Source organism: Pseudomonas sp. B16(2017) (assembly GCF_002113205.1).
GTDB classification, from domain to species: Bacteria; Pseudomonadota; Gammaproteobacteria; order Pseudomonadales; family Pseudomonadaceae; genus Aquipseudomonas; species Aquipseudomonas pharyngis.
Window position 1 is genome coordinate 455,680 of record NZ_NEKA01000002.1, and the last position, 12,436, is coordinate 468,115.

Consider the following 12,436-nt stretch of genomic DNA (forward strand, 5'->3'; position numbering starts at 1 on the left):
CGGCCTTGCCTGCCGCGATTTGAAAAGAAATCCATGATTATCGACCTCTACGGATTCGGCCCGGCGCTCTTCGCCGGCGCGCTGATGACCGTCAAACTGGCACTCTCGGCCCTGTGCCTGGGGCTGGTGCTCGGTCTGCTCGGCGCCTTGGCCAAGACTTCCCCGTACAAGCCGTTGCAATGGCTTGGCGGAACCTATTCGACCCTGGTGCGCGGCGTCCCGGAATTGCTCTGGGTGCTGTTGATCTACTTCGGTACGGTCAACGCCATGCGCGCGCTCGGTGAGTTTATCGGCAATCCCGGACTGGAACTCAGCGCCTTCGCCGCCGGCGTCATTGCGCTGGGCCTGTGCTTCGGCGCCTACGCCACGGAAGTGTTTCGCGGCGCGATCCTCGCCATTCCCAAAGGCCACCGCGAGGCTGGCGTGGCCCTGGGCCTGTCGAAATGGCGGATCTTCACCAAACTGATCATGCCGCAGATGTGGCGCATCGCCCTGCCCGGCCTGGGCAACCTGTTCATGATCCTGATGAAAGACACCGCGCTGGTGTCGGTCATTGGCCTGGAAGAAATCATGCGTCACGCGCAGATCGGCGTGACCGTGTCCAAGCAGCCATTCACCTTCTATATGGTGGCGGCGCTCATGTACCTGTGCCTGACCGTGCTGGCGATGATCGGCATGCACCTGCTGGAGAAACGCGCCGCACGCGGCTTCGCGAGGAGCGCTCAATGAATTGGGAAGTCATCATCAAGTGGCTGCCGAAACTGGCCCAGGGCGCGACGCTGACCCTGGAGCTGGTGGCCATCGCCGTGATCGCCGGTTTGCTGCTGGCAATTCCGCTGGGCATCGCCCGTTCTTCGAAGCTGTGGTACGTGCGCGCTGTGCCCTACGCCTACATCTTCTTTTTCCGTGGCACGCCGTTGCTGGTTCAACTGTTCCTGGTCTACTACGGCCTGGCGCAGTTCGACGCGGTGCGTAACAGCTCGATGTGGCCGTACCTGCGCGATCCATTCTGGTGTGCCACTGCGACCATGACCCTGCACACCGCGGCGTACATCGCCGAAATCCTGCGCGGGGCGATCCAGGCGATTCCGCCGGGCGAGATCGAAGCGGCGCGGGCGCTGGGCATGTCCCGGCCGAAAGCGCTGTTCTACATCATCCTGCCGCGCGCCGCGCGCATCGGCCTGCCGGCCTACAGCAACGAAGTGATCCTGATGCTCAAGGCCAGCGCTCTGGCCAGCACCGTGACTCTGCTGGAACTCACTGGCATGGCGCGCACGATCATTGCCCGCACCTACCTGCCGGTGGAGATTTTCTTCGCGGCTGGCGTGTTCTATCTGGTGATGGCTTACGTGCTGGTTCGCGGCTTCAAGCTACTGGAACGCTGGCTGCGCGTCGATGCGTGCCAGGGGCGCTGATTCTTCCGACGTGTTGACGGGCGAGGCCCTGCTCGCCCGTTTCACGGCACTGGATACATTTCTCACAGCGCATCAGGCGCTATGGAAGCCCCGCCCGTTCACTCATCTGCAGCTGCCGTGGGAAGCGTCCTACCCTGAATTGTCCTCGTGGCTACGCGGACGTTCGCTGGAAGATGCGGAAAACGCGCATAACCAGCCTGCCGAACTCTTGGATGCGCCGGAGCCGTTCGCTTCATTGGCGGCGTTGTCGCTTGAATTGAGTACGGTCGGTGAGCTGCCTGCACATTCGCTGAAAGCCGCCGGGCACCGTCTGAATGTCGATGTGCCGGGGCGCAAATGGCAGCAGATCGAAGCCTTCGCCAGCCGCTTGTCGTTTGCCGCGCAACCGAAGCACTGGCTGGATTGGTGTTCGGGCAAAGGCCATTTGGGTCGGCGTCTGCTCGGCACTGGCCAGCAACTCACCTGTCTGGAATACGACTCGGAGTTGGTCGCCAGCGGCCAGGCACTGAGTCAGCGTCATCACCTGCATGCGCTGCATGTCGAGCAGGATGTGCTCGCGGCGAACACCGCGTCATTGCTGCACGCCGAGCACACGCCTGTCGCCCTGCATGCTTGTGGCGATCTGCATGTACGCCTGATGCAATTGGCCTCCGCCGCTGGCTGTCGACAACTGGCAATTGCACCGTGCTGTTACAACCGGATCAGTCGCACTGAATATCAGGCGTTGTCCTCCGCAGGTTCATGCTCCGCCCTACAGCTCTCGCTGGAAGATCTGTCCCTGCCGATGAGCGAAACCGTCACCGCCGGTGCCCGCGTCCGACGTCATCGTGACACCTCCATGGCCCGCCGACTGGCTTTCGATCTGTTGCAACGGCAAGTGCGTGGCGTCGACGAATACTTGCCGACGCCGTCCCTGCCGAGCGCCTGGCTGGACAAACCGTTCGCTGATTACTGCCGCGATCTGGCAGCGTTGAAAGAGTTATCCACAATCGGCTCGCCAGATTGGGTAGCGCTCGAAGCTGCCGGTTGGCAGCGATTGGCCGAAGTTCGCAATCTGGAACTGCTGCGCGGACTGTTCCGACGGCCGCTGGAGCTTTGGCTGAATCTTGATCGGGCACTTTTCCTCACCGAACAGGGATACGTCGTACGTCTCGGCACCTTCTGCGAGGCGCCGATCACACCGCGTAATTTCCTGTTGCTGGCCGAACGCGTTTAATCTTTCACAGCCTGTGGATAACTCTGTTGATGGATTTATCGTGGATCCAATATCCACGGCTGTTTCAGGCCATTAACAGCGCTGGTCATTTTTTGTTCACATAAATAAAAAACCGGCAAAACAGGGATTTGCGACTCAAATGAGAACCCGTCCACAAAAACCTGCCTAAGCCCGCCCTCTTCAAAGCCTGTTGTGCATAAGCCCTCGACCAAAAGGACATAACCGCCGAATCGCGGACGCCGGCAGCGGGCAATTGCGCCTGCCATCCGCCCTTGCTATACAGACCTACGCCGTGCAGGTAGCGCACGCCCGAACAAGAAAAATCTGACCGACAGGAAGCGACCGTGACGTTCATTTCTTACGCACAGAATTTCGAGGACGTTCGCCTCTGGCGCGCCCTGCAGTATTTTGAAAACGGTTTTTATATCGACGTCGGCGCCAATGACCCGATCCACGACTCGGTCACCAAGGCCTTTTATGATCGCGGCTGGCAAGGCATCAACGTCGAACCGATGCAGAACTACTACGACGCACTCCGCCAGCATCGCCCCCGCGACACCACGCTGCAATGCGTGGCCAGCGACCAGCCGGGAGAACTGACCTTCTACGGCATTCCCGACACCGGCCTGTCCACCGCTGACCCGGTCGTTGCGCAAGAACGCAAAAACCTCGGCATGGACGTGCAAAGCTTCACTGTCAACGCACGCACACTGACCTCGATCTGCGAAGAGCACGCCGCCGAGCGGCCGATCCACTTCCTGAAAATCGACGTCGAGGGCCACGAAGAAACCGTCCTGCGCGGCATGGACTTCAGCCGCTTCCGCCCCTGGATCATCCTCATCGAAACCCCATGGGAGCGCGACCACACCTGGGAACACCTGGTGACCGACGCCGGCTATACCAACGTCCTGTTCGACGGCCTAAACAGCTTCTTCCTCGCCAACGAACACATCAACCTCAAACCCGCGTTCGACCTGCCACCGTGCAACCTCGACAACTTCCAGCTGTGCAAAGGCCACAACCTCGCCCACCCGGTAAACCCGGCCCTGGAAACCGCCCTGCAACGCGCCGAACAAGCCGAAGCCCAACTGCGCGCCATGCAAAACAGCCGCGCCTGGCGCGCTGTACAAAAACTGCGCAACGTCCTGCGCCGGGCGTGAATCGCAGAGGGCGCAAAAATAGTCTGAATTCAGGGGTTTACAGAAGCACCCGAGTCGCTATAATCGTCGCCCACACGCCGGTATAGCTCAGATGGTAGAGCAACTGACTTGTAATCAGTAGGTCCCGGGTTCGATTCCTGGTGCCGGCACCATACAAAACAAAGCCCCTGCAGAAATGCAGGGGCTTTGTTGTTTCTGGGGTTTGTGTTTTCCGCCCCAAATGAAAAAGCCCCCACAGTTATTGCTGCCGGGGGCTTTTCTCCATCATTCGATTGTGAAACCTACGCAGCCTCAACCGAAAGTAAAATCCGCCGTCCAAGCTGCTGCAACGCACGCTCAACATTCTCAATCTTGGAGTGATGCAGGAAATCGACTAACCGATCTACCTGGGGTCGTTGCACACCCAAGCGCCGTGCCAGCTCAGCCTTGCTCACCCCAGACTCCAGAAGCGTATTCCACAACCCGACCTTTGCGGCAGTCAGTGCAGGCAGACGCAATACCGCGTCACTTTCCTGCTCTCCCGCATCACCTGTCGGAATCAACCGGCGATCATCGACGTAAATCGACAATGCCGTTTCCATCGCATCTATAGCGCCGTCGAGTGCTTCCTCGAGGGTGTCGCCAGCGGCGTGCATCTCTGGAATTTCTGCGCAGGACAACCAGACACTGCTCGGCTCCTCGTGGACTTCCAACGCATATTCGAACATCACGTTTCCTCTCATGGGGTACAACTGGGTCTCAATCCTTGAGGCCCAGTTGTTTGATTATCGATTTTCTCAACCCTTCGCCTATCTCCTTGGCTCCGTGGTCGGGAAAGACAGTTGATTTGCCATTCAAGGAAACCTTGAAATGACTACCCTTGCCGGTTTGGAACTCGACGCCTTGGGCTTTCAACCATCGCCGAAACTCGCTGTACTTCATGTGCATCACTCGCTGTTTCGGTCGAGCAAATGTGCAACATATTTGTTACGCATGCAACATAACTGTTGCACCACACATCTGGAACATCGCTAACCCGCCACCACCTGGCCACGATTGCGCTCTCCCCTTCCCTCAAGCTACCGTCAAACCCGTCGCTGCCAATTCAGCGACCGGGCCTGAGAACCCGCGTAAGATGCAGGCGCACCAGCGCCCCAACCCACGTTTGCCGGCGTTTTTTTGTGCCTGCATTCCGTGCAATGGCGGCTGTGCGTGGGAGGCTTTCGAGCCTGCCGGGTTCCTGTATCTCCGGTTTCTCAGCCTGCGCATAGCTGCCACCCTTTCGCCTGAGAACGAAGTGGCAGCGCTCATTTGATACAGGGAGTTTCACAAATGATTAGCATCGATCCGTCCAAAGTCTGCCCTTTCCACCAACCAGCCAACGGTAGGTGAAGCCATGACCAACCTCCACGATCTGAAAACCCTCGGCCTCACCCATTTTTCCTTCCAATCCAACCACGCACTCTTCCGCACCAACTCCGGCGTTCCGGTCGTCACCGCCCTCTCCCACGCATCCCACCTGCTGCACATTTCCAAACTGCTCACGTCAGATACCTCTGCCGCCAACGATCCAGAACTCCACGCCTGCGCCTCGCAATATTTGCAGGAGTTGAGCAAGGCGCTGGTCGATGACACGGTCAAAGTGTTGAGTCCAGATCCATAAATCGTCGCCCACAAAAAAGCCCTCGCATCGCGGCGAGGGCTTTGTGTTACCGGATCAATCAGTGCCCAGCGCTTTGCCCACCATCCACATGCAGAATCTCGCCGGTCACAAAATTCGCGTTATCGAGATACACCACCGCCTGCGCAATATCGTCGATCTCGCCCATGTGCCCAACCGGATGCAGCGCGCCCAGTGCCGCGTGGGTTTCCTCGCCGTGCATCGGCGTTTTGATGATGCCTGGCGATACCGCGTTCACCCGGATTCCGCGCTTGGCGTATTCGATGGCCAGGGATTTCGTCGCAGCGTTGAGACCGCCCTTGGTCAGGGAAGCGAGGACCGAGGGCACGCCGTCTACCGCGTGGTCGGTCAGGCTGGTGGTGATGTTGACCACGTGGCCCTTACCCTGTTTTTCCATCTCGGCGATGGCCAGTTGGGTGATGTAGAAGAAGCCGTTGAGGTTGACCGACAGCACCGCTGCGTAGTCTTCCGGGGTGTAGGCGGTGAACGGTTTGGCGACGAAGATGCCGGCGTTGTTGACCAGGGTGTCGATACGGCCGAAGCGCGCCACGCCTTCGCTGATCACGCGTTGTGCGGTGGCCGGGTCGCCGATGTCGCCGGCGATGGTCAGGATCTGCGGGTCGTTCGACGGTTTGATCGAGCGCGAGGTGGCGACGATGTTGTAGCCCAGTTCGCGGAAGGCCTTGACCATGCCTTCGCCCAGACCTTGGGAAGCTCCGGTGATAACGACAGTTTTTTTCGAATTGCTCATGATGAAATCCTCAATCAATAAGTAGGTGTTGAATCAGGCCGCAGCCAGTTGTTTCAGCATTTGTTCGTAGTACTCGACCGATTGCGAACCGGAGACCAGGTGCTTGCCGTTCAGGATCAGCGCGGGCACCGAGTGGATCCCGTGCTGCCGGTAGAACGCCTGCAGTTGCCGCACTTCGCTGGCGAATTCGTCGTTGGCCAGCACCTTGCGGGCCCTCGCCGCATCCAGCCCCGCTTCGGTCGCCAGACGGATCAGCGTCGGGTGATCGTTGGGGTTGTCGCCATCGCGGAAGTAAGCGCGCAGCAGGATCTTTTTCAGCGCGACCTGCCGCCCTTCCTGCGCTGCCCACATCAACAAGCGATGGGCGTCGAAGGTGTTGTGAAAGTGCGTGCGTTTCTCCAGGTCGAACTCGAAACCGATGGCCTTGCCGCGTTCGATCTGCATCTTCTTGCCGGCGGCGACGTCTTCGGCGGTGCGGCCGTATTTGCGCATCAGGTGCTGCACGGCCGGTTCGCCTTCGGCGGGCATGTCCGGGTTGAGTTCGAAGGGCTTGTAAGTCAGCTTCACCGAAATCTCACCGGCCAGATTGCCGATCGCCTGCTCCAGCGCTGTCGCCCCGAGTGCGCACCAGGGGCACACCACGTCGGAAACGAAATCGATGGTCACGGTCGGGGTCATGACTGCCCCCGTTCCGCCAGTTGTCGGCGGTATTCGGTGGTGGTGATGCCGGCGTAGCCCCAGTTATCGGTGTCGACTTCTTCGATCACGATGTGGGTCAGGTCCGGGCGTTTGTTGAGGACGCGCTCCAGGGTTTCGGTGATTTCGGCGATCACCTGAGCTTTCTGCTCACGGGTAACGCCGTCGCGGGTGATGCGTACGCTGACAAATGGCATGACGACTACTCCAGTGACCTGCCCTCGGGATGATGGTCAGGTGTTGGAGCTCAATGTAGGCGTGTGCCGGGAGGGGAAAAAGTAGGGGTGGGGTACTTCATTTGTGAGGTGGTGTAATGAATGACCTGTAGCAACTACACAAGAGTTTGAGCAAACGAACGCGTCAGTTCAGCGCAACTTAATGCCTTTTTCTGCATTGCCTTGAGCCTTCAGCAGCTCATCAATTGAATCAAAATACTGGCGAAGGAGCAGTGCCTCCCTCATGGCGCGGGCGGTCTTCTGCGATGGTCTTCGCACATGTACGGGTTTTCGTTGAATCGCCATCGCAATTACCTATTTCCGGTCATTGCGACTTATTAGAGACGATCACTCTGGCACTCGATATCAGCTCATTCGCCGTGATCTCTGAGACCTATCCGTAAAAACTGCGGGCAAAAGGCACCCTTCACGTCAGTCGTTTCCCTTTGAGAATCCCCGCAGATGCACCCAAACCGTGCACTTTTTTTGACCCCAATCACCCCCACGTCACCAAAAACCCCGATCCTGTGTCAGCCTCCAGCCATCGGCGGGGACATCGATTCGCTACTAATTGCGCGACAACTATGCTCAGGTACAGGAATATAGCCGGCAAATGGCGCCGTTCAGGCTGTCACGTACACAACAATACCCAGCCCACTTCAGAGGGCATTACCCATGGATAGCAGAACCTTACGCAACCTCATGCGCATCGTGCAGACCGGCTCGTTGTCGGCCGCAGCCGAGCATTCGTGCCTGACTGTGCAGGCCCTGGCCGCACAGTTGAACAAGGTCGAAGAGCAGTTCGGTTTCCGCTTGTTTAGACGATCCAACAAGGGGCTGACGCTGACGCCGCAAGGCACCGAGCTGACGCCCTATATGGACAGAGTGCTGATCGCCACGCGGCAGATGGAAGAGAAAGTCGAAGCGTTGAAGGTGCCGGGACAGCGCACGTTGAAAGTGGCGTTGAACACCACACTGGCGCCGGACTTCAACCGGCGATTGATCGGGCGCCTGATCGAGGTGTTTCCCGACTACCAGATGGAATTCAGCTACGCCGAGTCGATGGAAAACCTCAGCAAGCTGAAGAACGAGGACTTTGACCTTGCGGTGCTGATAGGCCCGCAGCGTCCGGGTCTGCCGAGCATCGTCCTGCCTGAAGTACAGGTGCAGGTGGTCGGCGCGCACTGTGGTCAGGAGAACGATCCGCTGACCTTGCTTGGCAACAAGTTTCAGGTGCGTCCCGCAGAAGATTGTCCGTATTCCCACAGCTTTTTGCGTTTTCTCGACGCCGGGCTGGGCAATCACGAGAACAGTCAGCGCACGATCTATTCCTGCAGCGAAACGCTGACCCTGTCGCTCATCACCCAGATGGATGCGGTCGGCATGGTCTCCCGCGAGGCCGCGCAGAAGAACGGCCTGACGATCTTCCCCGGGTTCGAGGATTTCCTCGAAGTGCGCCTGGCGGTGAACAACCCGGATCTGTCCGGCCAGGCGTTGAACGACGTGGTCGATCTGCCGCTACATGAACGAGCCGAGCGCAATGTACGCAGCCGTCCCAACCGCCACACTGAGAAAGAGGTTTTTGCTGAAATACGCACATAACAGCGTCGGAATCGCTGCATAGAATTCCGGGCGATCGAGCTGTATGTGCTGATCCTTGATCAACAAGGGTGTCAGGCTGATCGCAGCGACGATCGCCACCGGCAGGTACTCCAGCGCGCGGGCGACGAAGGGCGGCCAGTGCTCGGTGTTGACCTGCAGCGGCAAGGCCCGTGGCAGGAAGGTCACGGCCATCATCAGCGCGACCACCAGGATCAGGAACGTTTGGTCAGGCATACACCCACTCCGCAGCCCACAAACGTGGCGATGAAAACGTTGAACGGCGAACTGCCCACCAGGCTCAGTGCGCCCATGCAGACGACTGCGGCCATAGCGGCGATGAGTTTATTGCGGGTGTTGCACAGCGAGACCAGCACGTAGAGCATCATCGCGGTCAGCGCATAGTCGAGCTGGTATTTGATCAGGTGCGACGCGTACTGCGCGCAGAGGGCGCCGAGCAATCCGCCGATCACCCAGGAGGTGTGGCAGAACAGGTTGAAGCCGATCAGATAGCGAACGTTCACCGGTGCCCCGGTGCCCAGTTTGACGCTGTGAAAGGCGAACGACTCATCGGTCAGCCCGCCGGCGTAGCACCAGCGTTCCATGCGGCTCAGGCCCAGTGCCCGCAAGGCTTTCGCCATGTAGACCGACATCAGCATGTGCCGCGCGTTGATCAGAAACGTGGTCAGCACGATGGTGGTCAGTGACGCCCCACTGCTGATCAGCGCCAGCGCCGCAAACTGCGAAGCCCCGGCATACACGAACAGACACATGGCCACCGGCAGCCACAGTGGCAGCCCGGCATTGACCGCCATCAGCCCGAACACGAACGACACGGTAAAGTAACCAGCGACCACCGGGCTGGCTTCGGCAAAGGTGCGCGATGGCTGACGGTCGACCATCAGCGGCGCACTGCCGGATGTTTCATTCATAGATCCCTCTCAAATGTCCGCTCGCCGTGAGGTTCGCAAAAACCCTGGGCCGTCCAGAAACGCTTGCCCGCGAGGTTAGCATCATCGACGAACAGGAACATCCGCAGCACTCCGACCCGTTTCATGTCGGCGGACGCCGCTTCCACCAGCCGCTGGCCCACGCCCTGGCTGCGATAGCGCAGGCTGACCGCCAGATGGTTGATCGTGCCACGGCTGCCGAGCATGCCGCCCAGCACCGCGCCGACGATCTCGCCTTCGACGTCGAACGCCAGATAGGCCGTGGTGGTTTTCTGGATCAACACGCCGCGCAGGCATTTGGCGTCCTGCCATTCACAGAACGACACTTCGTCGAACTGGCGGAAGAAACGCTCCATGCGCTGCGCGTCCTTGGCCGTCGCGCGCCGCAGCACCACCGGCGTCGAGCATTCGACGCCGTCGATTGGGGTGATCTGATTAGCGAACAATGTCGAAAGCGGTCCCGGGCCGCGAGAAGGAAATCGCCAGGATCTGCCGGTACGCCATGGCGTGGGAGTGAGTGTTGCGTGCCGGTGTCACGTAGTGGCGCATATCACGGTCGAGGAAATAGGTGGTGTCGAGGATTTCCTGGTAAGTGGTCGACGCCAGTTGCTGCTCGTGGATGTCGTACAGGCGGCTTTCGGCGCCCTCGACATTGTTGCGCCCCCAGAAGTGCACGCCGCTGAACGGGTAACCGTCGCAGTGAATCCCTTCCGGAGTGATTTCCAGTTGTTTGCCGGGCTTGATCTCGATGCGGATCTGATGGATCTGGCACTGCCAGATTTCATCGTGCAGCTCTTCCGGCAACACGCTTTTGTACACTTCGAAATCGGTGTCGATCAGGCTGCGCATCACCGGCGAGCTGATGACTTCGTCCGAGAAGTCCTGGAAGTGCCGCACCACGCCGCCCACATAGCTGTTGTTGGCCTTGGACTGCACGTACGCGCGATGTTCCAGTTGCTTCAGTTCGCGAGTCTTGGGGTTGTACTCAAAGTCGCTGTAACGACGGTAACGCATGCCGGCTTCGGCCTGACCGTAGTAACTGTCAGGCTCCATGTTTTCCCAACTTTTGGTCAGTCTGACGAAGTCGGCGAAATGACCGTAGAGATTGAAGTCAGCACCCTGCACATTGGCGTACTTGTCGCGCCGTAGCGATTCGCCCACTTCTCTGGTTAAAACGATCATTACCAAATTCTCCGCTGCATTGAGCGGCCTAATCTATTAGGTGGAGAATTTGCGTCCATGAGAAAGAATTTCAGGCATTTAAAGCCCTGTTTGAAACGCGATTTGAAACGGCTTGAAAGTGCATTTCAAATGACAAAAACACGGGTTTTTATGCTGTTTTTTCAAAAAGCGTCAAAAAAAAACCCCGAACCAGTCGGGGTTTTTCTGTCGCGTTTCGCGGGCTCAACCGATCATCAGAAGATATTGATCGGGTAATCCACGAATACACGCAGTTCGTTGCCGCTGACGTTGTATTCGCTGGATTTCTGCGACACACGCAGGATCGAGCTACGCAGCTTGATGCTCAGGTCTTTGGCCGGGCCACTTTGCACGACGTACTTGAACTGGTTGAAGATCTCACGCTCGGTGCCGCCTTCGCTGGTGGACGTGGTGATGTTGTCGCCACGCACGTACGCGAAGTTGTAGCTCAGACCCGGTACGCCGAATGCGCTGAAGTCCAGGCCGTAGCCCAACTGCCAGCTGCGCTCGTCTTCAGCGTTGAAGTCGGACCAGTAGGAGTTGGCCAGGTAGATGGTGTTGCCACCGTCACCCACGCGACCCTGACCTTTCTGATAACCGCCGTAGGCGTAACCCAGGTTGCTGTCGCCGGTGGAGCGCTGGTGCGCCACGGTGAACGAGTGCGGGCCGGTGGCGAAGGTCGCTGCCAGGCTCCAGATCTTGTTGTCGTCGCCGGTCACACCGTTTTCGCGGACGTAGGAGTTGTCCAGCTTGGTGCGGTAACCGTTGAAGTCCAGGGTCAGGGACTGATCCTTGTCGATCGGGAACACGTAGTTGGCGTTCACGTATTGCTTCTTCAGCACGTCTTCGACGTCGGAAGCGTACAGCGCTGCCTTGAACTGTTCGGTGAACTGGTAGCTACCGCCCAACACGTTGATCGACTTCAGACCACCGCTGTCACGGCCTTCAGCGCTCTTGCGCGATTCGGCGGTGAAACGGCCGGCGTTCAGCTCCAGGCCTTTGATCTCTTTGGAAGTGATCAAAGTACCGGTGTAGCTTTCCGGCAGCAGACGCACGTTGTCATAGCTCAGCACCGGCAGGGCCGGCATCTGGTCACCGTAAGTCAGTACGGTGTTGGAGATACGGAATTTTACCGCTGCGCCACCCTTCGACAGGTCGTCAGCCGCGTTGCCGCTGTCACCCTGTTTGAAGAAGTCGATACCACCGGCACCGCTGCGGCCCTTGCCGCCATCCAGGCGCAGTGCGTACAGACCGAAGGCATCCACACCCACACCCACGGTGCCTTGAGTGAAACCGGACGAGAACGTACCGATGGCCGCTTGGCCCCATTCGGCTTTGTCCTGGTTGCCATCTTTGTAGTCACGATTGATGTAGGCATTGCGCAGCAGCACTTTGAGGCTGCTGTCTTCAACAAAACCCTTGGACTCGGCCTGGTCGTTAGCCATGGCCGAAGTGGCACTCAACATCCCCAGTGCGATCAAACTGATTCGCTTGTTCAACATTTTGTTTTCCTTATTACGGGTTGAAACGCGCTGTGTCGAACGGCTGAAACGGCGCTTATTGCACTCTTTTAT

At 58.6% G+C, this 12,436-nt stretch carries 17 protein-coding genes and 1 tRNA gene; 7 read left to right on the plus strand and 11 right to left on the minus strand.

Going from position 1 to position 12,436, the window contains the following annotated elements; genetic code table 11:
• Nucleotides 1–33: 33 nt before the first annotated feature.
• From CAG25_RS04730 to CAG25_RS04750, 5 genes are all read left to right on the plus strand, one after another.
• Nucleotides 34–729: an ABC transporter permease gene (locus tag CAG25_RS04730; RefSeq protein WP_085611179.1), complete on the plus strand. Its 696-nt coding sequence runs from the start codon at nucleotides 34–36 to the stop codon at nucleotides 727–729.
• Complete coding sequence (locus tag CAG25_RS04735; protein WP_039764656.1) at nucleotides 726–1,415, plus strand: ABC transporter permease; 690 nt, start codon at nucleotides 726–728, stop codon at nucleotides 1,413–1,415. Before CAG25_RS04730 ends, CAG25_RS04735 begins: the two co-directional genes overlap by 4 nt.
• Nucleotides 1,396–2,631 (plus strand): methyltransferase, encoded by a 1,236-nt coding sequence (locus CAG25_RS04740; protein WP_085611180.1) that lies wholly within the window; start codon nucleotides 1,396–1,398, stop codon nucleotides 2,629–2,631. The genes CAG25_RS04735 and CAG25_RS04740 overlap by 20 nt, the downstream gene beginning before the upstream one ends.
• Nucleotides 2,632–2,975: 344 nt before the next feature.
• Nucleotides 2,976–3,791, plus strand: a complete 816-nt coding sequence (locus CAG25_RS04745) for an FkbM family methyltransferase (RefSeq protein WP_085611181.1) — start codon at nucleotides 2,976–2,978, stop codon at nucleotides 3,789–3,791.
• 76 nt (nucleotides 3,792–3,867) lie between these two features.
• Nucleotides 3,868–3,943: transfer RNA gene (locus CAG25_RS04750), tRNA-Thr, on the plus strand.
• A 129-nt stretch (nucleotides 3,944–4,072) separates the two neighbouring features.
• On the opposite strand, the gene CAG25_RS04755 is transcribed toward CAG25_RS04750, so the two are convergent.
• Both CAG25_RS04755 and CAG25_RS04760 read right to left on the minus strand, forming a co-directional pair.
• Nucleotides 4,073–4,498, minus strand: coding sequence for a type II toxin-antitoxin system HicB family antitoxin (locus CAG25_RS04755; protein ID WP_074689493.1), 426 nt, complete (start codon nucleotides 4,496–4,498; stop codon nucleotides 4,073–4,075).
• Nucleotides 4,499–4,529: 31 nt separating this feature from the next.
• Nucleotides 4,530–4,712, minus strand: a complete 183-nt coding sequence (locus tag CAG25_RS04760) for a type II toxin-antitoxin system HicA family toxin (RefSeq protein ID WP_027611238.1) — start codon at nucleotides 4,710–4,712, stop codon at nucleotides 4,530–4,532.
• A gap of 454 nt (nucleotides 4,713–5,166) precedes the next feature.
• Between CAG25_RS04760 and CAG25_RS04765 the strand changes: the two genes are divergently transcribed.
• The gene (locus CAG25_RS04765; RefSeq protein ID WP_085611182.1) at nucleotides 5,167–5,433 is read left to right on the plus strand and encodes a DUF3077 domain-containing protein; all 267 of its coding nucleotides are present in this window, start codon (nucleotides 5,167–5,169) and stop codon (nucleotides 5,431–5,433) included.
• 58 nt (nucleotides 5,434–5,491) lie between these two features.
• Here the strand turns inward: CAG25_RS04765 and CAG25_RS04770 are convergent, their stop codons facing one another.
• From CAG25_RS04770 to CAG25_RS28200, 4 genes are all read right to left on the minus strand, one after another.
• Complete coding sequence (locus CAG25_RS04770; RefSeq protein WP_085611183.1) at nucleotides 5,492–6,202, minus strand: SDR family NAD(P)-dependent oxidoreductase; 711 nt, start codon at nucleotides 6,200–6,202, stop codon at nucleotides 5,492–5,494.
• A gap of 33 nt (nucleotides 6,203–6,235) precedes the next feature.
• Nucleotides 6,236–6,880, minus strand: a complete 645-nt coding sequence (locus CAG25_RS04775; RefSeq protein WP_085611184.1) for a DsbA family oxidoreductase — start codon at nucleotides 6,878–6,880, stop codon at nucleotides 6,236–6,238.
• Nucleotides 6,877–7,095 carry a 4-oxalocrotonate tautomerase family protein gene (locus CAG25_RS04780; RefSeq protein WP_007952610.1) on the minus strand — a complete coding sequence of 73 codons (219 nt, stop codon included), beginning with the start codon at nucleotides 7,093–7,095 and terminating at the stop codon, nucleotides 6,877–6,879. The genes CAG25_RS04775 and CAG25_RS04780 overlap by 4 nt, the downstream gene beginning before the upstream one ends.
• Before the next feature lie 168 nt (nucleotides 7,096–7,263).
• On the minus strand, nucleotides 7,264–7,419 hold the full coding sequence (locus CAG25_RS28200) for a hypothetical protein (protein WP_178076453.1): 156 nt from the start codon (nucleotides 7,417–7,419) through the stop codon (nucleotides 7,264–7,266).
• Nucleotides 7,420–7,788: 369 nt separating this feature from the next.
• On the opposite strand from CAG25_RS28200, the gene CAG25_RS04785 reads away from it, so the two are divergent.
• A complete protein-coding gene (locus CAG25_RS04785; RefSeq protein ID WP_011331998.1) occupies nucleotides 7,789–8,715 on the plus strand; it encodes a LysR family transcriptional regulator in 927 nt (308 codons plus the stop codon).
• On the opposite strand, the gene CAG25_RS04790 is transcribed toward CAG25_RS04785, so the two are convergent.
• The 5 genes from CAG25_RS04790 to CAG25_RS04810 form a co-directional block, all read right to left on the minus strand.
• Entirely contained in the window at nucleotides 8,632–8,949 is a 318-nt protein-coding gene (locus CAG25_RS04790; protein ID WP_007952614.1) for an AzlD domain-containing protein, read from the minus strand. The two genes, CAG25_RS04785 and CAG25_RS04790, sit on opposite strands and share 84 nt — an antisense overlap.
• Nucleotides 8,928–9,644: an AzlC family ABC transporter permease gene (locus CAG25_RS04795; RefSeq protein ID WP_074689485.1), complete on the minus strand. Its 717-nt coding sequence runs from the start codon at nucleotides 9,642–9,644 to the stop codon at nucleotides 8,928–8,930. Before CAG25_RS04795 ends, CAG25_RS04790 begins: the two co-directional genes overlap by 22 nt.
• Entirely contained in the window at nucleotides 9,641–10,018 is a 378-nt protein-coding gene (locus CAG25_RS04800; protein ID WP_007952618.1) for a GNAT family N-acetyltransferase, read from the minus strand. Before CAG25_RS04800 ends, CAG25_RS04795 begins: the two co-directional genes overlap by 4 nt.
• Nucleotides 10,019–10,097: 79 nt before the next feature.
• Nucleotides 10,098–10,844 (minus strand): 2OG-Fe dioxygenase family protein, encoded by a 747-nt coding sequence (locus CAG25_RS04805; RefSeq protein ID WP_011331995.1) that lies wholly within the window; start codon nucleotides 10,842–10,844, stop codon nucleotides 10,098–10,100.
• A gap of 233 nt (nucleotides 10,845–11,077) precedes the next feature.
• Nucleotides 11,078–12,364 (minus strand): OprD family porin, encoded by a 1,287-nt coding sequence (locus CAG25_RS04810; protein WP_064592776.1) that lies wholly within the window; start codon nucleotides 12,362–12,364, stop codon nucleotides 11,078–11,080.
• Nucleotides 12,365–12,436 lie beyond the last annotated feature (72 nt).